Annotated in this window: 25 protein-coding genes; 6 read left to right on the top strand and 19 right to left on the bottom strand. The window is 53.0% G+C overall.

The window, feature by feature from the left end; genetic code table 11:
* Positions 1 to 9 precede the first annotated feature (9 nt).
* From GN241_15410 to GN241_15360, 11 genes are all read right to left on the bottom strand, one after another.
* Complete coding sequence (locus tag GN241_15410) at positions 10 to 1,164, bottom strand: hypothetical protein (GenBank protein XAT58623.1); 1,155 nt, start codon at positions 1,162 to 1,164, stop codon at positions 10 to 12.
* Between the two features lie 218 nt (positions 1,165 to 1,382).
* The gene (gene rpmE, locus GN241_15405) at positions 1,383 to 1,604 is read right to left on the bottom strand and encodes a 50S ribosomal protein L31 (protein ID XAT58622.1); all 222 of its coding nucleotides are present in this window, start codon (positions 1,602 to 1,604) and stop codon (positions 1,383 to 1,385) included.
* An 11-nt stretch (positions 1,605 to 1,615) separates the two neighbouring features.
* Positions 1,616 to 2,002, bottom strand: a complete 387-nt coding sequence (rplS, locus tag GN241_15400) for a 50S ribosomal protein L19 (GenBank protein XAT58621.1) — start codon at positions 2,000 to 2,002, stop codon at positions 1,616 to 1,618.
* A gap of 265 nt (positions 2,003 to 2,267) precedes the next feature.
* Positions 2,268 to 3,239: a pyridoxal-phosphate dependent enzyme gene (locus GN241_15395; GenBank protein ID XAT58620.1), complete on the bottom strand. Its 972-nt coding sequence runs from the start codon at positions 3,237 to 3,239 to the stop codon at positions 2,268 to 2,270.
* A gap of 83 nt (positions 3,240 to 3,322) precedes the next feature.
* A complete protein-coding gene (gene trmD / locus GN241_15390) occupies positions 3,323 to 4,135 on the bottom strand; it encodes a tRNA (guanosine(37)-N1)-methyltransferase TrmD (GenBank protein ID XAT58619.1) in 813 nt (270 codons plus the stop codon).
* Complete coding sequence (rimM, locus tag GN241_15385) at positions 4,132 to 4,638, bottom strand: 16S rRNA processing protein RimM (GenBank protein ID XAT59317.1); 507 nt, start codon at positions 4,636 to 4,638, stop codon at positions 4,132 to 4,134. Before rimM ends, trmD begins: the two co-directional genes overlap by 4 nt.
* A 336-nt stretch (positions 4,639 to 4,974) precedes the next feature.
* Complete coding sequence (gene rpsP, locus GN241_15380) at positions 4,975 to 5,415, bottom strand: 30S ribosomal protein S16 (protein ID XAT58618.1); 441 nt, start codon at positions 5,413 to 5,415, stop codon at positions 4,975 to 4,977.
* A 39-nt stretch (positions 5,416 to 5,454) separates the two neighbouring features.
* Entirely contained in the window at positions 5,455 to 5,751 is a 297-nt protein-coding gene (locus GN241_15375) for a chorismate mutase (protein ID XAT58617.1), read from the bottom strand.
* A 73-nt stretch (positions 5,752 to 5,824) separates the two neighbouring features.
* A complete protein-coding gene (locus GN241_15370) occupies positions 5,825 to 6,349 on the bottom strand; it encodes a GNAT family N-acetyltransferase (protein XAT58616.1) in 525 nt (174 codons plus the stop codon).
* 148 nt (positions 6,350 to 6,497) lie between these two features.
* A complete protein-coding gene (locus tag GN241_15365) occupies positions 6,498 to 8,015 on the bottom strand; it encodes a signal recognition particle protein (protein XAT58615.1) in 1,518 nt (505 codons plus the stop codon).
* Between the two features lie 271 nt (positions 8,016 to 8,286).
* On the bottom strand, positions 8,287 to 8,619 hold the full coding sequence (locus tag GN241_15360; protein XAT58614.1) for a metalloregulator ArsR/SmtB family transcription factor: 333 nt from the start codon (positions 8,617 to 8,619) through the stop codon (positions 8,287 to 8,289).
* Positions 8,620 to 8,846: 227 nt separating this feature from the next.
* Between GN241_15360 and GN241_15355 the strand changes: the two genes are divergently transcribed.
* The 5 genes from GN241_15355 to GN241_15335 all read left to right on the top strand — a co-directional run bounded on the left by GN241_15355 (position 8,847) and on the right by GN241_15335 (position 11,393).
* Positions 8,847 to 9,176 carry a F0F1 ATP synthase subunit I gene (locus GN241_15355; protein ID XAT58613.1) on the top strand — a complete coding sequence of 110 codons (330 nt, stop codon included), beginning with the start codon at positions 8,847 to 8,849 and terminating at the stop codon, positions 9,174 to 9,176.
* 50 nt (positions 9,177 to 9,226) lie between these two features.
* A complete protein-coding gene (locus tag GN241_15350; GenBank protein XAT59316.1) occupies positions 9,227 to 9,934 on the top strand; it encodes a F0F1 ATP synthase subunit A in 708 nt (235 codons plus the stop codon).
* A gap of 40 nt (positions 9,935 to 9,974) precedes the next feature.
* Positions 9,975 to 10,211, top strand: a complete 237-nt coding sequence (locus GN241_15345; GenBank protein ID XAT58612.1) for a F0F1 ATP synthase subunit C — start codon at positions 9,975 to 9,977, stop codon at positions 10,209 to 10,211.
* An 80-nt stretch (positions 10,212 to 10,291) separates the two neighbouring features.
* Positions 10,292 to 10,831 (top strand): F0F1 ATP synthase subunit B', encoded by a 540-nt coding sequence (locus GN241_15340; protein XAT58611.1) that lies wholly within the window; start codon positions 10,292 to 10,294, stop codon positions 10,829 to 10,831.
* Positions 10,832 to 10,835: 4 nt separating this feature from the next.
* On the top strand, positions 10,836 to 11,393 hold the full coding sequence (locus GN241_15335) for a F0F1 ATP synthase subunit B (protein XAT58610.1): 558 nt from the start codon (positions 10,836 to 10,838) through the stop codon (positions 11,391 to 11,393).
* A gap of 493 nt (positions 11,394 to 11,886) precedes the next feature.
* Here GN241_15335 and GN241_15330 read toward each other — a convergent pair whose 3' ends face one another.
* The 6 genes from GN241_15330 to GN241_15305 are packed head-to-tail and all read right to left on the bottom strand — an operon-like array spanning position 11,887 to position 18,279.
* A complete protein-coding gene (locus tag GN241_15330) occupies positions 11,887 to 12,759 on the bottom strand; it encodes a dibenzothiophene desulfurase (GenBank protein XAT58609.1) in 873 nt (290 codons plus the stop codon).
* The gene (locus tag GN241_15325; protein XAT58608.1) at positions 12,759 to 13,508 is read right to left on the bottom strand and encodes a 4Fe-4S dicluster domain-containing protein; all 750 of its coding nucleotides are present in this window, start codon (positions 13,506 to 13,508) and stop codon (positions 12,759 to 12,761) included. Before GN241_15325 ends, GN241_15330 begins: the two co-directional genes overlap by 1 nt.
* The gene (locus tag GN241_15320) at positions 13,505 to 16,309 is read right to left on the bottom strand and encodes a molybdopterin-dependent oxidoreductase (protein XAT58607.1); all 2,805 of its coding nucleotides are present in this window, start codon (positions 16,307 to 16,309) and stop codon (positions 13,505 to 13,507) included. The genes GN241_15325 and GN241_15320 overlap by 4 nt, the downstream gene beginning before the upstream one ends.
* 17 nt (positions 16,310 to 16,326) lie before the next feature.
* Positions 16,327 to 16,839 (bottom strand): TSUP family transporter, encoded by a 513-nt coding sequence (locus GN241_15315; protein XAT58606.1) that lies wholly within the window; start codon positions 16,837 to 16,839, stop codon positions 16,327 to 16,329.
* Positions 16,818 to 17,087 carry a hypothetical protein gene (locus tag GN241_15310; GenBank protein XAT58605.1) on the bottom strand — a complete coding sequence of 90 codons (270 nt, stop codon included), beginning with the start codon at positions 17,085 to 17,087 and terminating at the stop codon, positions 16,818 to 16,820. The genes GN241_15315 and GN241_15310 overlap by 22 nt, the downstream gene beginning before the upstream one ends.
* A 58-nt stretch (positions 17,088 to 17,145) precedes the next feature.
* Complete coding sequence (locus tag GN241_15305; GenBank protein ID XAT58604.1) at positions 17,146 to 18,279, bottom strand: citrate (Si)-synthase; 1,134 nt, start codon at positions 18,277 to 18,279, stop codon at positions 17,146 to 17,148.
* Positions 18,280 to 18,312: 33 nt separating this feature from the next.
* On the opposite strand from GN241_15305, the gene GN241_15300 reads away from it, so the two are divergent.
* Positions 18,313 to 19,164: a phosphate acetyltransferase gene (locus GN241_15300; protein XAT58603.1), complete on the top strand. Its 852-nt coding sequence runs from the start codon at positions 18,313 to 18,315 to the stop codon at positions 19,162 to 19,164.
* A gap of 5 nt (positions 19,165 to 19,169) precedes the next feature.
* On the opposite strand, the gene GN241_15295 is transcribed toward GN241_15300, so the two are convergent.
* Positions 19,170 to 20,330 carry an acetate/propionate family kinase gene (locus tag GN241_15295; protein XAT58602.1) on the bottom strand — a complete coding sequence of 387 codons (1,161 nt, stop codon included), beginning with the start codon at positions 20,328 to 20,330 and terminating at the stop codon, positions 19,170 to 19,172.
* A gap of 123 nt (positions 20,331 to 20,453) precedes the next feature.
* On the bottom strand, positions 20,454 to 22,229 hold the full coding sequence (gene xsc / locus GN241_15290) for a sulfoacetaldehyde acetyltransferase (GenBank protein XAT58601.1): 1,776 nt from the start codon (positions 22,227 to 22,229) through the stop codon (positions 20,454 to 20,456).
* Between the last annotated feature and the right edge of the window lie 66 nt (positions 22,230 to 22,295).

Raw genomic sequence — 22,295 nt, 5'->3', positions numbered from 1 at the left:
ATTTTACTTTTAGCTGCCTAATTGATCCAGCGCCAGAGCTGTCAGCGCATCTGTGACTTCTGCGCCTTGTGATACCACGGTCCAAGCGGCGAGGCTGGTTTGCGCAGCTTGCTCTGGACCGCTCATCTGCAACACGGCCGTCGCCAATTCATTTGGATCGTTTACGCGTCGCAGACCGCCTGCTTCGTCTAGCCGGTCATAATCGGCCATATGTGCGCCAACAAATGGCCCAACGATAATAGCGGCGCCCAAGGCCGCCGCCTGATAAGGGCTTTGACCCTGCCCGGTTTCAAATAAGGATTGGCCTAAAAAGCATAAGGGGGCCAAACGAAAACATGATGTCGGGTCAATCTGGGCAGGGATCATGATTACATCAAGATTTTGACCGATCTCTAGACCGGTCTGCCAGAGCGCGGCGTTCAAATCGAATCCCTGCGCAAGGGCGAGGATTTGATCAGCCTCATCGGATGGGTGCAGGGCGATCAGCAACAGCATACGATGGGCTTGCCGCATGACCACGCGCTGGGCTTGCAAGACCGCTTTCAGCTCGCGATCCATCACATTTACGGCCAGCCAGGCAGGGCGCCCGCTGACCAACCCTTTTACAATGGGTGGATCCTCTTCGTGGGTTTCTTCTAAAACATAACCCTGCTGCAAAGGGCCATTAATCTTAATTTTTGACGCCACAACCCCTAATCTGGCCAGCAATGTAGCGGCTTTGGCATCAAGTGCATAATATGTTGAGAATAACCGCACTGCTTTTGCGATTGCCGGTGTGAACAGGGTAAAGCGTCGGGTTTTTAAAGCCTCTGCAGCATCCGCGACCAGCGTCATCTTACAGCCCTCTTTATGCAAGTCGCTTATGATTTTGGGCATCACATCTCCGCCAAGCCATATTAAGCTTTTCGGGTTGAAGCGTTGCACTAGGCTGCGCGCGGTAGAGCCGCTATCATTCGTGACCATTTTCGATGAGAGGCGGGGATGCAGAGTGAGCTGGTGCTTATTGCCCCAAGTATAGGTCAGCAATACTGTAACGTTTTGATGCTTTTGCAGAATCTGTTGTGCCAGATGCGTGGTGGCTCCTAGCATCTCTCGATTGGCGGCGTGCAGCCAGATACAGTTTTGCTTTTGATCGATTAGGCTGTCTGTCTGTTCATCAAGCATCGTTACCGGCCTTTTTGACTTGGTTTGAGACAGTGGTTCGATTGCTTTTTGGCCGGTTCGAAGGAATGAAAAATTATGGCCCGGTTCACCGTGTCTTCTTAGGATATCAGGTTATGATAGAAAGCAAGATGGGTAAAGCGGGCGGCTGGCGCATTCTGCAGGCATAAAAAAAGCCGCTGCAAAAGCGGCGGCTTCCTTTGGTTCTGACTATATTGTGTTTAAAAGCCCAAGCCGTCATATTTCTGTTTAAATTTCGAGACCCGCCCGCCTGTGTCAAGCAAGCGTGCGCTTCCGCCATTCCATGCCGGATGCGCTGAGGGATCAATATCAAGCGCCAATGTGTCGCCCTCTTTGCCCCAAGTTGAACGCATTTGGACGACGGATCCATCTGTCATTTTGACATCGATGAAATGGTAGTCTGGGTGAATATCTTTTCTCATAGACCGGCTCCTTAGCTTTCAGCCGCGGCAGAAGGCGCGCGGTAGTTGGTTTGCTCGGCGATACGGGCTGATTTACCACGGCGCTCGCGCAAGTAATACAGTTTGGCGCGTCTTACTTTACCGCGACGTACAACCGTAATGCTGTCGATATTGGTCGAGAACAGGGGAAAGACCCGCTCAACGCCTTCGCCGAAGGAAATCTTACGCACGGTAAAGGATCCGGCAATACCTTTTCCGTTATTGCGGGCAATGCAGACGCCTTCGTAATTCTGAATTCTGGTTCGTGTGCCTTCTGTTACACGATAGCCAACGCGAATCGTGTCTCCAGCTTTAAAATCGGGAATGCTCTTCCCGAGTGAGGCGATCTGTTCGGCCTCTATCTGAGCGATAATATCCATCGCTATCTCCTTTTTAATACGGTTTTATCCGTTATCTTGTGCGTGCCGCAGAACTCTTGATCTTTGCTCGGGTCCCTATCATTTGATAAGCCCGTCAGAGGGTCCGGTCATCATTGTTTGTGCCATTTGGCCGCGCATCGGTAAGGTGCCAGAGCTCAAAGCGGGCGTGGCGCAGGATGCGAGGCGCGTATAACAGCCATTTGCGGTTAGGATCAAGGGGTAATTCACCGCAGAGTTAGCTGCGAAGAGGTGGTAGGCCTGCCGCTTAGCCCCACAGATCCGTAGAGAGATATTTCAAACCGCTATCGCATATTATAATCGCGATGGTTTCGCCTTTATGCGTGCGTTGCAAAAGCTTGGCGGCGGCCGCCAAATTGGCGCCTGCGGAAAAGCCCGCAAAAACCCCTTCAAGCCGGGCTAAACCGCGTGTCGCCTCTTTGGCGTCATTGCCGGTGACAGTGAGATAGCCATCGATATCGCCAGAGGCAAGCGCGGCGAGTTGTTTCATGGCATAGCCCCCGCCTTGGATTGGATGCTGGGGCTGCGTTGCGCCTTGGCCAGACAGCACCGCAGCGCCATCGGGTTCGACCACGTAGCCTTTACAAGCAGGGTTAAACGCCTTGAGCGCCTGAATTGTACCCGCATAAGTGCCCCCGGATCCAACAAAATCGACAAAGGCATCAAGTTGCCCGCCGCTTTGCTGCCAAAGTTCCGGCCCCGTTGTTGTCAGATGCGCGCCGCGATTTGCCGGATGATGAAATTGGTCTGCGCGAAAGCCGTTGCGCTCTGCCACCAATTGTTCCGCCCTCTCTTCAACCTTTGCTAGATCTGCCCCCGAAACCTGCCCCTGCTGCGCGCCGCGCACTTGATCGACCAAGATGACTTCTGCGCCTAAAGCGCGCATCATTCGCGCCCGCTCTGGCGAATTGCCGCGCGACATAACCGCGACAAAGGGATAGTTTTTAAGCGCGCAAACGATGGCCAAGCCGGTGCCCATATTGCCGCTTGTCAGCTCGATAACGCATTGTCCCGGTTGCAACGCGCCGCTGCTTTCGGCCGCTTCAATAATCGCTTTGGCTGCGCGGTCTTTTTTGGAAAAGCCGGGGTTCAAATAGTCAAGCTTGGCCAGAATGCGCCCGTCAAGTTTGTGATGGGCTACCCATCGGTCCAACCAAATTGCAGGGGTGTTTCCAATCACATTAAGCAAAGAGTGATGCGCCGGGTTTAAGCCTGCCATGCTATGATCCTTTCCGATGAACTTTCGCATCGCAATTTGCCAGAAAAAGCGAATGCGCCCAAATCCGCGTTATCAGTGGCAGTTTAACCTTTTGGATCTTTTTCCCCAAGCGCGTTTTGAAAGGCGGCCCAAAGATCTGGGCGCTTTTCTTTGGTCACCTGATGCGACATCTCCTGCCGCCATTTGGCAATATTGATATGATGTCCTGATTGCAAAACATCGGGAATACTGCGGCCGTTCCAAAGCGCTGGCCTCGTATAATGCGGATGCTCTAGCAAGCCCGCCATATGGCTTTCTTCGGCGATGGAGGCCTCATTGCCCAAAATATCGGGTAAGAGGCGCACCGTCGCATCGATCATCGCTTGAGCGGCGATTTCACCACCGGTCAAGACAAAATCGCCCAGTGAAATCTCTTCCAGCTGGTAATGATCAATCACCCGCTGATCAATGCCCTCAAAGCGCCCGCATAGCATCGTTACACCGCCAGCATTTGCCCAAGCGCGGGCCTTTGCTTGCGTAAACGGCGTTCCGCGCGGCGACAGGCAGACCATCGGCAATGGCGTTTTCTGTTGAGCCAGTGCCCGATCAAGCGCTGCGCCCGCAACATTGGGTTTCAGCACCATGCCCGCGCCGCCGCCAGCGGGCGTATCATCGACATTTCTATGCTTGCCTTCCCCAAACAGGCGCAAATCAATCGTATCGAGCGCCCATTTGCCGTCTTTTAACGCGCGGCCGGTCAGACTCTCCCCCAAAACGCCCGGAAAGGCTTCGGGAAAGAGCGTGAGAATTTGCGCTGTCCAAACGCCGGCAAGCTGCGGCGATTGGGTCATCAAGGCGCGCGGTTGCGAATTTGCACTGATGGATTTACGCCCGTGGGATTTGCTTTGCTGGCTCATGGTAAATCCGGCAAAAGTCCATCGGGTGGATCGATGATAATCTTGCCTTTTGCCAGATCAACGGTGGGCACCGCAGCGCGGGTGAAGGGCAGCAAGATGCTGGCTTTCAAATTGGGGCCTTGAATTTCAAGTAAATCGCTGGCGCCGTGGTTCTGTACGGTAATAACACGGCCCCAATCTTGACCGCCACTGTCAAAGACGTGCAAGCCTTCCAGATCGGCGTGATAAAACTCGTCATCGGGCAAGCTGGGCAGGCGGTCTCTTGGAACGAATAGTTTCACCCCCTTCAGCGCATCAGCCTGCTCTTTGCTGGTAATGCCGGATAGACGGCCGGTGAGGGCATTTTTGGTTCGCCCCGTCAGATGGACGGTGAAGCTCTGCGCGTTGTCTTGCGTTGCCAGCGGGGCATAGTCTTCCAAAGCGCTGGGGATAGCGGTGAAACTTTTCAGGCGCACGTCGCCATGCACGCCAAAGGCACCGGCGATTGCGGCCACGCAAATCATGTGTTCGGGCATTGATTACCTTTCACAAAAACCACTTTCCATATCACCACCAACGTGTTCGCAACGGGCTTTGATCTCACCCCGCTCGTATAGAATGCCAGCAACGAAGGCAATTCCAAGTAAAATCAGCAATCGAAAAGGACGAAAAAGCATCAGATATCTATGCGATCGAAAATTGGGCCATTTTTTCGCTCATGTGGGCATCAGAACTGGGTTAAAAGACGGTGGTGAAGCCTGATCTGACAAGAGAGTGACGCAAATGGGTGTTGCCCTGCCCATAATGAAGTTCATGGACAAGGCCGTGAAATAGAGGCGCCTAAAAAAAGGCTGCTCGATTTAGCTTTCTACAGCCTCAGCTGCAGGGGCCTCACTGCTGTCTTCTGCTGGGGCTTCCGCCTCATCAACGGGCGCTTCTTCCTCTTCTACTGCGGCGCTTGCCTCTGCGGCTTTTGCAGCTTTTTCTTCCGCACGATCCTGCATTTTCTTACCAGGGACCGCTTTTTTCGGGTTGTTGCGCTCTTTCTTTTCAATCACGCCGGCAGCTTCCAACATTCTTGATACGCGATCGGTGACCTGCGCGCCTTCGCTCATCCAATACTGAACCCGCTCTAGGTTCATTTTCACGCGGTCTTCGTTGTCTTTTGGCAGCAACGGGTTATATGTGCCCAGTTTTTCAACATAGCGGCCATCGCGTGGCATACGGCTATCAGCCGCGACAATGCGATAAAATGGGCGCTTTTTGCTGCCACCACGGGCAAGACGGATTTTCATAGCCATTTGATATTCTCCTTTAGAATGGCGGTTGGGGCAGAGCCCCTAGGATTGGTGTTCTTGGTGATGTCGGATGACTTCCTGAATAACAAAATTCAGAAATTTCTTGGCAAATTGCGGGTCGAGATCGGCCTGCACAGCCAAATCCTCAAGCCTTGCAATCTGCGCGGCCTCGCGCGTTGGATCTGAGGGGGGCAAGTCATGCTCGGCCTTTAATGTACCTACGGCTTGGGTGTGCTTGAAACGTTCGCCCAGCGTATAGATTAAGATAGCATCAAGCCGGTCGATACTTTGGCGATGTTCTTTCAGAACAGTGGCGGCTAATGTGACTTTATCGGTCATTCGGGTCTCCACAGATTGCGCATAGAAATCCGAAACCGGTATATCGGCCAGATTGGAACGATATATTTCGGCATCAAATCAGCGCCTCGGGGCTAGGATGGCGGTAGAGCATGTCTTCCCCCATATTCGAGTTGTAATATTTGCGCTCAAAAAAAGCGCCCATGCGTTTGGCCAATGCGATAGAGCGTTCATTGCCGGGCACAATATTGCTGGTCAAAGTGGTGAAGCCGAGATTTTCATAAGCCCAGAGGCGGGCCCGGCAGGCCGCTTCATAGGCGATACCACGCCCCTCAAAGCCCTCAAAAACCACCCAGCCAAGTTCTGGCTCGGGCCAGGTTTCGGGGTTCCAGATGCCGCTGATACCGGCAATCTCGCCGGCTTTGGTTTCAATCGTAAAATAGCCATAGCCGTGAATATGCCAATGCCCCACATTCAGCGCAAACCAGCGCCATGCTGCGCCGCGTTCGGGCAGATGTCCAAACCCTCTGGAGCGGCGTTCATCTTGCAGGAAGGCAATTATCGGCTCGGCATCCTGCAATTCAGGTCCGCGCAGGATAAGCTCTTCGCTGTGCAGGCGAGGGGCGTTGGTCAGAGGCATGTTGATGCTCCTGCTCGGGCGGTAATTGCGGTTTGAGCTTGCGGGGCAGGCAGGGCTGGGTTTGAATATTTGTAAAATGAGTAGCTTCCCGACTGCGGATTTTCAAAAGCCGGAAGACGTGCCAATAAACGGGACGGGATCGCAAAAATCATTTCTTTTTCCCGAAGCCCGAGAGGCCGGGGGGCAAGGCGCCGCCCCCCAAACCGGGCAGTCCGCCGGGCATTTTCCCAAGACCGGCACCTCCCATTTGTTTTGCTGCGGCTTCCAAAGCTTTGGGGTCCATTTGGCTGGGATCCATACCGGGCGGCATTCCGCCTTTTCCAAACATGCCCCGCATCGCCTGCTTTAGCATGCCACCTTTGCCCATCTTGCCCATTTTTTTCATCATATCGCCCATTTGGCGCTGCATCTTGAGCAGTTTGTTCAATTCGCTCACTTCCAGACCCGCGCCGGCGGCAATTCGTTTTTTGCGGCTGGCTTGGAGAATTTGGGGATTGGCGCGTTCTTTTTTGGTCATGGATTTGATCAGCGCGATTTGCCGCTTGAACACTTTATCATCCATACCCGCTTCGCTGGCCTGCTTGGCCATTTTGCCCATGCCCGGCATCATGCCCATGATGCTTTCGATGCCGCCCATTTTCATCATTTGTTCGAGCTGGGATTTCATATCATTCATGTTGAATTGGCCCTTTTGGAACCGTTTCATCATGCGCTCGGCTTGTTCAGCCTCGATCGTTTCTTGGGCTTTTTCCACCAGCGCGACGATATCGCCCATGCCCAGAATGCGGCCCGCAACCCGTTCGGGTTCGAACAGCTCTAGCGCCTCCATTTTCTCACCTAAGCCCACAAACCGGATTGGTTTGCCGGTAACGGCGCGCATAGAAAGCGCGGCGCCGCCGCGGCCATCGCCATCCATGCGGGTCAATACAACGCCCGTGACGCCAATTTTATCATCAAATTCGGTGGCCACGTTCACAGCGTCTTGACCGGTTAAGCCATCGACAACCAATAATGTTTCGCGCGGCTGGGCAACATCGCGCACCGCGGCGGCTTGCGCGATCAATTCCTGATCGATATGCAACCGGCCTGCTGTGTCCAATATGTAAACGTCATAGCCACCTAAACTGGCTTGTGTTTTAGCGCGTTTGGCGATTTTTACAGGATCTTCGCCCTTTACAATCGGCAATGTGTCGACACCGATTTGCCGGCCTAAAATCTGCAATTGTTCCATCGCCGCGGGGCGGTTGACATCGAGCGACGCCATCAAAATGCGCTTGCCGTCTTTCTCTTTCAAACGCTTTGCGAGTTTTGCCGTTGTGGTCGTTTTGCCCGAGCCTTGCAACCCCACCATTAAAATCGGGGCTGGCGCGCTGTCAATTTTCAACGCACCGGGATCTTCGCTTCCGGCCAGCACGTGAACCAGTTCATCATGAACGATTTTTACGACTTGCTGGCCCGGCGTCACCGATTTTGTGACCGATTGCCCGGTGGCCTTTTCTTGGACGGCTTTCACAAAGTCACGCGCGATGCCCAACGAAACATCCGCTTCAAGCAGGGCAACCCTAACCTCGCGCAATGCAGTTTTAACGTCGTCTTCTGACAACGCACCCTGTTTGGTCAGCCGATCGAAAACACCAGAGAGGCGTTCGGACAGGTTTTCAAACATTGCGCGCTCCTTCATTGCTGCGCGGCTCAGGCCGGTCCTTTTACGTGTTCTAAAACCAAAATTGCCCCCGTGGGCGAAACCTCGCTGACGGGGGGCGATCCTGAACAAGCCTTGGACCGGAAGTATACCGCTTCCTATAAGTTGGGAGGGCATTAATCGTTAAATGCCGCAGTGTCAACCAAAGCTGCAGGTTGCGCATGAAGAGCAAACAAATTTTAGGCAAATCAAGATGCAGTTGGTGGATGGCCGACAATGCGCCTTTTTCCAAGCGTCAAAAATCGCTTGTGGGCAATTCTGATTTGAGAAACTGTTCGAACTGGTCAAGATCTACCGCGTCAAACTGCCCAAACCCTTGCAACCATATACTGGCAGCGCGCAGCGCATCTGGTTCAAGTTTGCACCATTTCACCCGGCCGCGTTTTTCTTGGCTTATCAACCCAGCGCGCGTTAAAATAGCCAAATGTTTGGATACGGCCGCCAAAGATATCGCGAAAGGTTCGGCGACATCGCTCACTGCCATGTCATCTTCGAGCAAAAGCGTTAGAATGCTGCGCCGCGTGGCATCCGCCATCGCTGCAAAGATCAAATCAATTTGTTGGTCCATACGCCTATTTAAAAGTTGCTGGTTAGGATCGTCAACCAAATGGTTGAATATGCAAAATCCATGTTTTTAGGCATTTTTCATTCAAAGTAGGCTCGCTAGGTGATGCGGGCTAAAAATAAAAATATGAATAATCAGTAGTTTAATGGCTATTTTCGGGCTTGAATCAGGCGGTTGACTCGGCGCTGCACCCAGACTACACCCAGCGGGAATTCTGCTGGAGTGCGAAGGTGACTGGCCCCGATGAGAAAGATCCGCTTGAAGCGCTGACGGCGCGTATAGAGGCGGCAAAATCGGGGAATAAACCGGAGAAGAAGGCAGAAGATCATCACAAGGCCGCGCAGCTTGCATGGCGAATGGTGATTGAGTTGGTGGCCGGTCTTGGGATTGGTTTTGGTATTGGGTACGGGCTGGATGTTCTAGTTGGAACGATGCCCGTGTTCTTGGTAGGTTTTACGATGTTGGGTTTCGTAGCCGGAGTGCGCACGATGTTGCGATCTGCAAAGGAAATCCAGGAAAAGCAGATGGCCGAATTGGCCAAAGATGAAGAAGAGGATTGATCGTGGCAAGCGAAGCGCAAAGTGAAGGCTCTGGTCTGGCGTTCCATCCGATGGATCAGTTTGTTGTGCAACCATTGTTTGCGGGCAATGAGGTGCATTGGTACACCATCACAAACGTAACCTTATGGATGGCTTTGACCGTGGTTGCGGTTTTGGCGATTATGGTTTTTGGCACCTCGCATCGCGGAATCGTCCCCAGCCGTAGCCAGTCAATCGGTGAATTGGCCTACGGGTTTGTCTATAAAATGGTTGAGGATGTCGCCGGAAAAGACGCGGTTGGTTATTTTCCCTACATTATGACGCTCTTTATGTTTATTGTGTGCGCCAACTTTTTGGGGTTGCTGCCGATGTCCTTTACGACCACATCGCACATTGCGGTGACAGCGGTCATGGCGATGGCGGTATTTCTGGCCGTAACCATCATTGGGTTTGTCAAGAATGGCGCGTCTTTCCTGTCGCTGTTTTGGATTTCTTCGGCGCCTTTGCCGTTGCGGCCGGTTTTGGCGCTGATCGAAATCATTTCGTATTTTGTGCGCCCTGTGAGCCATTCGATCCGACTGGCTGGCAACATGATGGCGGGGCACGCCGTGATAAAGGTTTTTGCAGCATTTGCCGGTATAGCCGCGATAGCGCCATTATCAGTGCTTGCCATTACGGCCATTTACGCGCTCGAGGTTTTGGTCTCATTCATCCAAGCCTATGTGTTCGCGATTTTGACATGCGTTTATCTGAAAGACGCACTTCACCCCCATCACTAATTTTTAACAACGAACCAAAATAAACACGAAGGAGAGAGCCATGGAAGGCGATATCGTACAAATGGGTGCTTACATTGGAGCCGGGCTTGCCTGTACAGGCATGGGCGGAGCCGCAGTCGGTGTTGGGCATGTAGTCGGAAACTTTCTGGCGGGTGCCTTGAGAAACCCATCAGCTGCAGCGGGGCAAACAGCCACGATGTTTATCGGTATCGCGTTTGCCGAAGCATTGGGTATTTTCTCATTCCTCGTTGCTTTGCTGTTGATGTTTGCTGTTTAAGCACACGACGCAAGAACCTAAGAGCGGGATGAACGCGAGGCGCGTTCATCCTATTGGTTTCGCGTAGGACGGAGAACGAGATGGCATCATCTACCACCACTGCCGCATCCAAAGCTGTCGAGGCATCCGAGGGCGGTTTGCCCCAACTGGATTTCTCAACATTTGGAAACCAGATTTTTTGGCTTCTGGTCACTTTAATTGTCATTTACCTGATCCTATCGAAGCTTGCTTTGCCACGGATCGCGGCCGTATTGGCCGAACGTCAAGGAACGGTCAGCCACGACGTTGCGATGGCAGAGGAACTGAAAGAAAAAGCAGTCTCAGCCGAAGCCGCTTATAATAAAGCTTTGAATGATGCGCGGTCTGAGGCAGCGCGGATTGTTGAGGCAACCAAAGCCGAAATCAAAGCAGAGCTTGATGCGGCGATTGCAACGGCCGATGCGCAAATTTCTGAAAAGGCAAAAGCCGGAGAAGAGGCGATCGCCGAAATTCGCAGCAATGCCCTTGCCAGTGTCAAGGAAGTCGCCGCGGCAACGACCGCCGATTTGGTCGTGGCATTGGGCGGCAAGTGCGATACGAAAGCCGTTACTGCTGCTGTGAAGCAAGAGATGAAGGGTTAAGAACATGCGTTATATTACACCTCTTCTCTTTGCGGTTCTGTCGAGCCCAGCTTGGGCTGCCTCTGGCCCGTTTGTGTCGTTGAAAAATACCAATTTCATCGTTTTATTGGCGTTTATTCTGTTCATTGCGGTTTTGATTTATCTCAAAGTTCCCGCGATGATCGGGAAATTGCTGGATCAACGCGCCGAAGGCATTCAAGCTGACTTGGATCAAGCGCGTCTGTTGCGCGAAGAAGCCCAAGGAATTTTGGCCGAATATGAGCGGAAGCAAAAAGAGGTTCAAGAACAGGCTGATCGTATTGTAGAAGCAGCCCGGGCAGAAGCTGCAAGCGCCGCTGAACAAGGCAAAGCGGACCTGCAAGCGTCAATTGAGCGGCGTCTGGCCGCTGCTGAGGATCGGATCACATCTGCGCAGGCTGCGGCCGAGCGGGAAGTGCGCGATCAAGCGGTCAGCGTGGCAATCGCGGCGGCGCGCGGTTTGATTGCTGAGCAGATGAGCGCGGCGCAAGCTAATAAATTGATCGATGGATCAATTGCGGAAGTCGGACAAAAGCTCCACTGATACGTTTTTAAGCTTCAAAATATGAAAAAGCCCGAAGCGCCTCTTCGGGCTTTTTTGCTTTTAAAAGCGTTTATGCGCTGAACAATCGCGCGCTTGTACAGCGCCAAGGCGCTGCCCGTGGGATCCAACGATAGGAGGCCGGCGCCCGGGAAAAGCCATTTGCGCTATGAAAGGTGCAGGAAGCTGGCTTTGTCTTGATGACGTCGCCTTTATAGTAAGGTCTAACGCTCCGACATTCTCCGCAAGCGCTTTTTGCAACCTTCAGCGCGGGTTAAGGCTGTCGTTCAACCTACCTTTGCAAGCTGGCCAACTTTGGGGATAGCGCGTGTTTTAAACTGCTGTGGCAGTCAGGCCCCCATAGTCAACTATCACGAGCTGATCTTATGCTTTAATCAAGATGTTATGCCCAACCTGCCCGATCAATAAATAACCCAGATGCGGGCATCCCAACAGCGGCGAAACCGGCGCTACATTTGGAGTTTGGGTTCCGGAACTATCGTTTTCCGTAATATAATCCAACAACATGTTCCGCCTGAGCAAAGAACAGCCAACGTGAGGTGAAAACACCCGCGATATGGGTTGCCACGGCGCCAAGCGCGAGCCAGTGGTTAAAGGGTAGCGATAGAAATAAGGTTGGCGTACCAATCATCAAAATAAGCGCGATGACGCGTAGCTTTGCGGCATGTTTGCGGCCCACGATATGGACAAATTCTCGGAGCAGATAATTGGTGCCGGTATGGGGTGGTTCAAAGGCTTTGACCGTTCCCATGGCACCCAACCCCGTGGCGCTGGCCATGTCGGTACCAGAGCGGGCCAAAGCTTGATCGCCGTTGATCCAATACACGATCTGAACGATACCGGCAGAAATTAACATTAAAAGCGCCGTATCCACAGATCCAGACAGGATCGCCCCTCCGGTTAAAGCCAGTGTGATAAACAGCAATGGCGTGAGAGCGGTGTTCCAGCGGGGTACAGTTTTTAATTGCGCATAAATCATCGCCGTTGAAAACACGGTGGCCAAGGATAAGGCCGAACCGATCGCGCCCAATATGCCCCAGCGCGTATCAAGAAACACCAAACCTGCGCCGTAAACGGCCATCACGAACAAAGAGGCGACTGCCAGCCACGCTTCGCGGCTCAACCAGCTGCTGCGCCATTGCGAAAAGGCTTTTATTGCGCGTTCGGGGCGCCCCAAATGGAATGTTGAGGAAATCAAACCGCCAATCGCCAGCAGATAAGCGATTGCAAAGAAGACAAAGGCCACCACTCCAGAAGTATCAGGCAGGCCAAGCCCTAAAAAGACCAAAAGCCCAAAGCCAAGGCCCGTCAGCGACGTGAAAATAATTACGGAAGGCGCTGGATGCATCAGATTTTCTCCAAAGTTTTATCGAGCCAAGCCATAAAGCCCGTGGTCTCTTTTGCCACGGGCTCTAAGAACGGGGCCAAAATATCAATTTCTTCCATCGTATCTTTTGGCCGCGGTGGCAGATATTTATTCACCGGCTTTGTTCCTTGTTCGGGCATTAAATCCATACCGCCGCGCGCCGAGCTCAGCTGGCTTACATGGCTGTTGGGATCGGCGAAATCACCAAAATGCCGGGCGCCTGCAGGGCAGGTGCGCACGCAAGCGGGTTCGCGATCTTCTTCGGGTAGGTTTTCATTATAAATCCGATCCACGCAGAGCGTACATTTCTTCATGATGCCAGCGGCCGCATCCAATTCGCGCGCGCCATAGGGGCAGGCCCAAGCGCAAAGGCCGCAGCCGATACAATCGCTTTCATTCACCAAGACAATGCCGTCTTCAACGCGCTTGTAGCTGGCACCTGTCGGGCAGACTGTAACGCAAGGGGCGTCTTCGCAATGCAGGCAGGATTTTGGAAAATGTACCAATTGCGCGGCGCCCCCCTGTTCGGGTTGCATTTCGTAGCTATGGACGCGATTCAAAAAGGTACCGCTTGGATTGCCGCCATAGGCATCTTGATCACTGAGCGGGGCGCCATAATTTTCAGTGTTCCAGCCTTTGCAGCTGATCACGCAGGCATGGCAGCCAACGCATGTATCAAGATCAATCACAAGCCCCAGCTTGCGGTTGGTTTGCGTGGGTAAGGTTGTCATTCTCCCACCTTCCATTCTAGATTTTTCGGTCCTTGCTGAACAGGAGAGTTCAGTGTGGGTAAAGCCGGTTGACTTTCACTTGGTGGCGGTGCTTTTTCAATTTTCACGCGCAAATCGAACCATGCGGCTTGCCCCGTGATCGGGTCTGAATTGGCCCATCGCAAACCATCGCCCTTGGGGGGCAATAGCTCGTGAATCAGATGGTTGAGCAAAAACCCTTTGGTGGCTTCGGGGGCTTTTTCATCCAGAGCCCAGGCCCCTTTGCGCTTGCCAATCGCGTTCCATGTCCAGACGGTATTTTCGTTTAACGCGGCCATTTCCATCACCGGGACGGTAATACTGCCATGGACTGAGCTTACTTTTGCCCATGCGCCATCAACCAAGTTATGTTCTTGCATCAATTTGCTCGGCACATATAGCGGGTTCATCCCATGGATCTGCCTTAACCAGGCATTTTGCGTGCCCCAGCTATGATACATCGCCATTGGGCGCTGGGTTAAGGCATGGATCGGATATTCTGTCAGGTCGATATGTGAATCCTCTGCGGGCGCGTACCAAATTGGCAGGGGATCCAGCGTTTCTTTGATCCGATCGCGCAGATGCTCTGGCGGTTGTCTGTCGCCATGGCCTTCTGCCGCGCGTTGGAATTTACGCATTGGCTCGACATAGAGTTGAAATAAATAGGGTTGTGGGCTGTCAATAAGGCCCATTTTCATAGCCCAATCCTGATAGGCGCTGTTCCAGGGCTTATAGTAATTGGCACCTTCGGGAACATGTTCGACGAAAAAGCCGCCATTTTCGATATAGCGCTCAAGCTGTTTGGGATTTGGCGCGCCGCGCCCGGCATCGCTGCCATCTCCGCGAAAGCCCGCCAATGGGCCAATGCCCGGTTTGCGCTCATGCGATACGATGTAATCTGCATAATCGGCATATTTCTGGCTGCCATCCTCATTCACAAAGCCTGGTAAATCCAGTTTTGCGCCAAGCTCGCAAAGCACGGATTGGAAGCCGCGCACATCGCGGTCCGGCTCGATCACCGGCCAACGGATTGCATCTGCCAATCCGTCGGCTTCACAAATCGGGCGGTCAAGCAAGCTGATGCAATCATGGCGCTCTAGATAAGTGGCATCGGGCAGGATCAGATCGGCATAGGCAACCATTTCAGAAGAATACGCATCCGAATAAATGATCCTGGGGATCACATAATCGCCGTTTTCATCCTGATCGGTAAGCATATCGATCACGCCACGGGTGTTCATCGAGCTGTTCCAGGACATATTGGCCATATACATGAACAAAGTGTCGATCTTATAGGGATCTCCGGCATGCGCGTTGGAAATCACCATATGCATCAAACCATGCGCGGACATTGGGTTTTCCCAGGTGAAAGCCTTATCAATCCGCGCCGGGCTGCCATCGTCTTTCAAACAAAGATCTTCTGGCCCATGCACAAAACCCAGATGCGGACCGTCAAGCGGTGCACCCGGAGTGGTTTTGCAATGCGGCTTTGGATGGATTGTTGCCGGCTTTGGATAGGGAGGTTTAAAGCGAAAGCCGCCCGGGGCTTCGACGCTGCCTAGAATGATCTGCAAAATATGCAGCGCACGGCATGTTTGAAACCCGTTCGAATGCGCCGAAATCCCGCGCATCGCGTGGAAACTGACGGGCCGCCCGGTCATTTTTGTATGGGTTTCACCGCGAAAATCGGTCCATTCTTGATCCAGCTCAATGGCTTCGTCAAAGGCCACCCGCGCCAGCTCATTCGCGATAGCACGAATTTTACCAGCTGGGATACCGACGTCTTTGGCCACCGCTTCGGGGGCATATTGCGGGTCAAGATAGCGTTCGATCATTGCATGAAAAACCGTCCGATGCGTGGTGCCGCCAATACGGCGGCTGCTGTTCAAATCGGGTTTCACGCCTTTTTGATCGAAGGGGGCGGGTTTTTTGGTGCTGCGATCAATGACCAGTTCTTTGCCATTTTCATCGCGCATCAAAAGCCCGGTTTCCGCATCCAGCAGAACCGGCGCATTTGTATATTGTGACAGATAATGCAGATCGATTCTGCCGGCTTTTAACAGCTCATGGATTAACGATAGGATGAACAACCCATCCGTGCCCGGGGTAATGCCCACCCATTCATCGGCAACAGCGTTATAGCCGGTGCGGATGGGATTAACGCCAATCACCTTGGCGCCGCGTTCTTTCAACTTGCCAAGGCCCATTTTGATTGGATTGCTGTCATGATCTTCAGCCACGCCAAAGAGCATAAACAATTTGGTATGGTCCCAATCTGGTTGACCAAACTCCCAAAACGCGCCGCCCATCGTATAGATGCCCGCAGCCGCCATATTAACGCTGCAAAAGCCGCCATGGGCAGCATAATTCGGGGTGCCAAAATTTTGAGCCCAGAAACTGGTAAAGCTTTGCGATTGATCACGGCCCGTAAAAAAGGCCAATTTTTCGGGATTTTCGTCGCGGATTGGCTTGAGCCAGCCCGCTGCCATATCGAGCGCCTCATCCCAGCTGATTTCCTCAAACTGGCCAGAACCGCGGGGTCCAACCCGTTTGAGCGGCGCGTTTAAGCGAGACGGGGCATTGACCTGCATAATGCCGGCACTGCCTTTGGCGCATAAAACGCCTTTGTTCACAGGGTGGTCACGATTGCCCTCGATATAGGCAACTTTCCCCTCTTTCATATGAACATTGATGCCGCAACGGCACGCGCACATATAACAGGTGGTTTTCCGTATTTCGTCTGAGACTTTTGGCGATGTGTCCAGATATGGTTGGTCTTTCATGTGACGCTTTCCTGATTTTACGCGATGAGTCTCACCAATCCTGCGCCTGACAAGATGATCAACAGAGTCAAACAAAAGGGTCGGTAAAAATGTTCCCACTTCGGGATAAAGAATTTCGTTCCAAGATGCACCCCGATTATTGCCGGAACAATAAAAAATATACCGCGAAACACGGCGATTTGGGTCATGACATCAAATAAAAAATAATTTGCCACGCTGAGGCCGCTGCTGAGCAGCAAAAATAAGATAACCGTTGCGCGCATGGTTGCGGGCGAGCCTTTGAAAGACAGCATGAAAATTGCGACCACCATGCCCCCCACGCTGGCCAAACCTGTGCCCAAACCAGCGCCGATTCCAGCAAAAACCGTTCCAAGGGGTCTGTGCAAAGCTTCAAGGCGCAGACCCATCAGCAGCAGCGTCGCAAGAACCATGATCAGCAATAAGGCGATATTCTGCGACAGCGCTACCGGCACATTTGTGGTGAGAACCAGACCCAAAGGCAGCCCAATCAATGTACCAATTGAAAGCAGTAAAACAGTTTTTTTCGCGCATTATACCAATTGCCTCGAATTAAAAGCGCGCTGGCTGCAATCTCCAGCCACCAACATAAAGGGATCAATTCGACCGGTGGGATAAAGCTTGCTGCAGAGGCCATGGCCACAGCCGAAAGCGCAAAACCAGAGAAGCCGCGCACCAGTCCTGCGGCAAAACAAATCAACGCCAGCGTGATTATATCTGACTTTGTAAGGGCCAGCGCGCTGCTTAAGGTTTCAAACATTTAAGCGTCTGACCTTACGAAGCTGGCAAGCCCCTCAAAACGTTGATATGATGAAGTTCTATCGATCATCGAGGCTCACATAGTCGCGCATTTCGGGGCCATTATACAAGGTAAGTGGGCGAATTAATATATTTCCCCGCAATTGCTCAACGCATTGGATTATCCATCCTGGCATGCGGCCAATGGCAAAAATTGGAACGTAAAGATCCATCGGAATACCGTGCAACTGGTAAATCACGCCTGAATAGAAATCGACATTCACGTTTAGGCCATGGCGTGCATAGGGTTTCATCGCGCCAACCACGCTTTGCAATATTTCATACCATTCCGGAGCGCCCATTTCTTCGCCCAATTTACGCACACCTTCGCGCATGTGACGCGCGCGCGGATCCTCGGCGCGATAAACGCGGTGGCCAAATCCGGTCACCGGCTCACGTTTGCCGCGTTTCTCTTTAACATAAGCGGCCGCATTCTCAGGCGTGCCAATTTCCTGCACCATTTTCATCACATCTTCTGCCGCGCCGCCATGCGCCGGCCCCGCCAGTGTGGAAAGCGCAGTGACGATGGCGCCATGCAAATTGGCTTCGGTTCCGATCGTGACGCGGGCGGCGAAGCTGCTGGCATTGCTGCCATGCTCAGCATGGAGGATGAAATCGACATCCGCCAATCTCGCCGCGTCTTCAGACGGCACTTCCCCCTTCAACATCCATAACCAATTGGCGGCGTGGCTCAGCGTTGGATCTGCCGCGATGGGTTGGCGCCCGTTGCGGATATTTTCATGCGCGGCGATGATCATCGGCACTTGTGAGGTCAGGCGGATACCATTTTCGATAAAATCTTCCTCGCTGACATTTTGGCTGTCGGGCTCTAACGCGGCCAAGCTTGAAACGGCGGTGCGCAACACATCCATCGGGTGCCCGGCGCTGGCGGCTTTGATGATGTCATATACTGCGGGGGGCAATTGGCGCGCCGCTTTCAATTTATGATCAAACTCTGCCAGTTGGGGCGGTGTCGGCAATTCCCCATAGATCAAAAGATAGCTGACCTCTTCAAATGTGGATTTGGTGGCCAAATCATGGATCGAATAACCGCGGTAACTGAGCTCGCCCTTCGCGCCGTCAATATGGCTCACGCCAGATCTTTCAAAATAAATACTTTTTAGACCACGGTTGATCTTGACGTCTGTGCTCATTTTAGGCTCCTTGCTCGACAGATGGAGGTCATCATGTCGGTTCTTGAAAATATATTTGACCGCGCGAAAGCGCGTGCCGCGCGGGTGGTGTTGCCGGAAATAGAAGATCCGCGGATTGCCGAAGCGGCGCAACAGCTGCGCGCAAAAGGGCTGGCGGATCCGGTTCCACTAAGCCCAGTAAGCGATGCGATGGTCGCGGGTTTGGTTGAACGCCGCGGGCTTAAAGAGGCGATTGCGAGGCGCATGTTGGCCAAGCCGATGTTCAGGGCTGCCGCGATGGTGGCCTCGGGGGCGGCGGACGCGATGGTGGCTGGCGCTGACAGTCCAACAAAACGGGTGATTGAAGCGGCCAGCATTGTGATCGGGCTGCGCCCTGGCGTGCGCACGCCTTCTTCATTCTTTCTGATGCTTTTCCCTGATGGCCGCGATATGATTTTTGCCGATTGCGCGGTGAACCTAGCGCCTGATGCGGGGCAATTGGCGGATATTGCGCGTGCTTCTGAACACTCGGCTAAGGCTTTGCTGGATCGCGTTGATATGGCGTTGCTCTCGTTTTCAACGGGTAAATCGGGCAGCGGAGAAAGCGTTGATATGGTTGCCGCTGCCGCCCAGGAAACGGGTTTCTTGGGCCCAATCCAAGCCGATGCGGCGTTAAACCCTGCGATTGCAGCGAAAAAATCATTGGGCCAAGGGCAGGCCAATGTATTGATTTTTCCCGATCTTAATGCTGGCAATATTGCATATAAATTGGCCCAAGAACTGGCCGGCGCGCAGGCGATTGGGCCAATGTTACAAGGGTTTTCAAAGCCGGTTTGTGATCTTAGTCGCGGGGCCAGCGTGTCGGATATTGTAGCCGCAACGGCGGTGACTGTGGCGCTGGGGTAAAACATCTATTGCGCCTGAATCAGCGCCAGTGCATCTGCCGCGATGGTTTCTTCTTCTCTGGCGGGTACAACCCATATTGATACTTTTGAACTTTCCGCCTGCAAGCGTGGCTTGTGGCTGTGATTGGCATCTGGATTCATCCGAACGCCAGCCCATTCCAAACCCCGCAAAATACGCGCGCGGACCCCGAGAGCGTTTTCACCAATCCCGCCGGTGAAAGCAATCGCATCAAGCCCCTCCATGGCCGCGATTAAGGATCCGGCATGGCGCAAAGACCAATAGCAGAAATGTTCGATGGCAAAGGCACTGTCAGCGCTTGGATCCAGCATCAAATTGCGCATATCTGATTTGCCGCCCGACAATCCAAGTAAGCCGCTTTCATGGTTCAGAATCGCTTTGGTTCGCAAAAGGCCATTATCTTCCACCAGGCGCAAAACCGCATTTGCATCGATCCCGCCTGAGCGGGTGCCCATGGTCAAGCCATCGAGCGGTGAATATCCCATTGTGGTGGCAACAGACTGGCCGTTTTTAATCGCGCAGAGGCTGGCACCATTGCCCAAATGAAAGGCCAGTAAACGCGAGGGAAGCTTTTCCCCTGATATATGCGGCAACTGACGCACCAATGAGGAAAAGGACAGCCCGTGAAACCCGTAGCGCCGGATGCCTTTGGTTTCGATCATGCGGGGAATCGCATAGCGCGTGGCGACTTCGGGGTTGCTTGCGTGGAACGAGGTGTCAAAGCTGGCATATTGGGGCAGGTCAGGCGCCAGTTCGGCCAAGGTGTTAATGGCGGCCAGATTATGGGGGTTGTGCAAAGGTGCAAGAGGTGTGCAATTGCCGATTTCAACGCGGATATCCGGGGTAAGGCGCACCGGTGCGGTCAGCTTGCGCCCGCCGTGAACCACCCGGTGCGCTGCCGCCGAAAATCGCTCTAAACCGTAATGATGTTCCGCCAAGGACGATAAGATACCGCTGAGCGCCGATTTGTGATCGATGAAGGGTATCGCGCGCGATTGATCGGCGATCTTAATCGTTGAGGCCCCACCGATCCCTTCAACAATGCCACCAATTTCTTGCCGAAGATCGGTATCAAAAACGGCGAATTTAATCGAAGAAGAACCCGCGTTCAAAACCAAGATCAAAGCGGTGTCTTTGGCTTTCGGCATGATCTGCTTCCTCTCAATAAAACGGCTCTCCGCCGGTGGAATTTGGTGCATGCCAAATCAGCCCATCGGCGAAAATTTTATCACAAAGGCCGGAGACGCCCCGCTGGGGGCGTTTCCTTTGATTTAGACGGTTTGTGGTCGCATATCCGAGGCGCTAATGCCCGCAACCGCAACCGGTTTCTTCATCGCATCGCGGCGGAACGGTTCGCCCAGCTCTTGGTTGATCATGGCTTCAATCAGGGTGGTTTTGCCATGTTTCATTTGATCCTCAATCGCCTTGTTCAATGCGTCGCGCAACTCATCCATCGTATGGGCTTGAACGCCTTGCAGAGCGCATGCTTGCGCGATGCCGGCATAAGACACTTGCGTATCAAGCTCGGTTCCCACGAAGTTATCTTCGTACCATAAGGTTGAGTTACGCTTTTCCGCGCCCCATTGATAATTCCGGAAAACGATCATGGTGACGGCGGGCCATTCTCCCCGGCCAATTGCGGTTAGCTCGGTCACTGCAATACCAAACGCGCCATCGCCCGAGAACCCAACAACGGGAACGTCTGGACATCCAATTTTAGCACCTACGATTGAAGGAAGCCCGTATCCACAGGGGCCAAACAAGCCCGGCGCAAGATATTTACGGCCGTCTTCAAAGCTGGGATAGGCATTTCCGATTGCGCAATTATTGCCGATATCAGAGCTGATCACAGCATCTTTGGGCAGAGCGCTTTGGATTGCACGCCAGGCCATGCGGGGGCTCATCCAATCGGGCTTGGCAGCGCGCGCGCGCTGGTTCCATGTGGTGCCGGGATCATCTTCTTCGTGATCCATGCTCGAAAGTTGTTGCGCCCAAGCAGATTTGGTTTGTGCAATGGTGGCTTTGCGTTCGCTGCGCCCGGCATCCCCGGCCGATCGCGAAAGTTGTTCAAAAATGCCCTCGGCCACTTTTTTCGCATCGCCAATAATTCCAACACTGACTTTTTTGGTCAATCCGATTCGGTCAGCATTGATATCGACCTGAATGATTTTTGCGTCTTTTGGCCAGTAATCAATGCCATATCCCGGCAGTGTGGAAAACGGGTTTAAGCGGGTGCCAAGGCATAAAACAACATCCGCTTTTAAAATCAGCTCCATCGCGGCTTTTGATCCGTTATACCCGAGCGGGCCTGCGAAAAGAGGGTGCGAGCCGGGGAAGGCGTCATTATGCTGATAGCCCACGCAAACGGGTGCATCGAGGCGCTCGGCAAGCTTTTTGCTTGCTTCAATCCCATCTGCCAAAATCACCCCTGCACCGTTTAAAATCACCGGAAACGCAGCTGAATCCAGAAGCGCTGCTGCCTGTGCGATGGCATCGCTGCCGCCATTGGGCCGTTCAAAGCTTACGATTTCGGGCAGATCAATATCAATCACTTGCGTCCAGAAATCACGCGGCATGTTGATTTGCGCCGGTGCAGAGGCGCGCTTGGCGTTCAATATCACCCGGTTTAGAACTTCTGCCACGCGGCTGGCATCGCGTACTTCTTCTTGATAGGCCACCATATCTTCAAACAGGGCCATCTGCTCCACTTCCTGAAACCCACCTTGTCCGATGGTTTTATTGGCGGCTTGCGGCGTTACCAAAAGCAAAGGCGTGTGATTCCAATAGGCGGTTTTTACGGCGGTTACGAAATTTGTAATACCGGGGCCATTTTGCGCGATCATCATCGACATTTTGCCAGAGGCGCGGGTGTAGCCATCCGCCATCATGCCGCCTGAACCTTCGTGAGCACAATCCCAGAAAGAGATACCTGCTTGGGGGAAAATATCCGAAATGGGCATGAAGGCCGAGCCGATAATACCAAATGCGTGCTCTATGCCGTGCATTTGTAGGGTTTTTACAAAGGCTTCTTCGGTTGTCATTTTCATCTTGCTGGGTCTCCTGAGGGAACGATTTCGAATCTGGCATCATAGCCATAATTTGCATCGCCTGTT

Source organism: Rhodobacteraceae bacterium IMCC1335 (genome assembly GCA_039640495.1).
GTDB lineage: Bacteria > Pseudomonadota > Alphaproteobacteria > Rhodobacterales > Rhodobacteraceae > Thalassovivens.
This window is presented reverse-complemented; position numbering and strand designations above follow the sequence as displayed.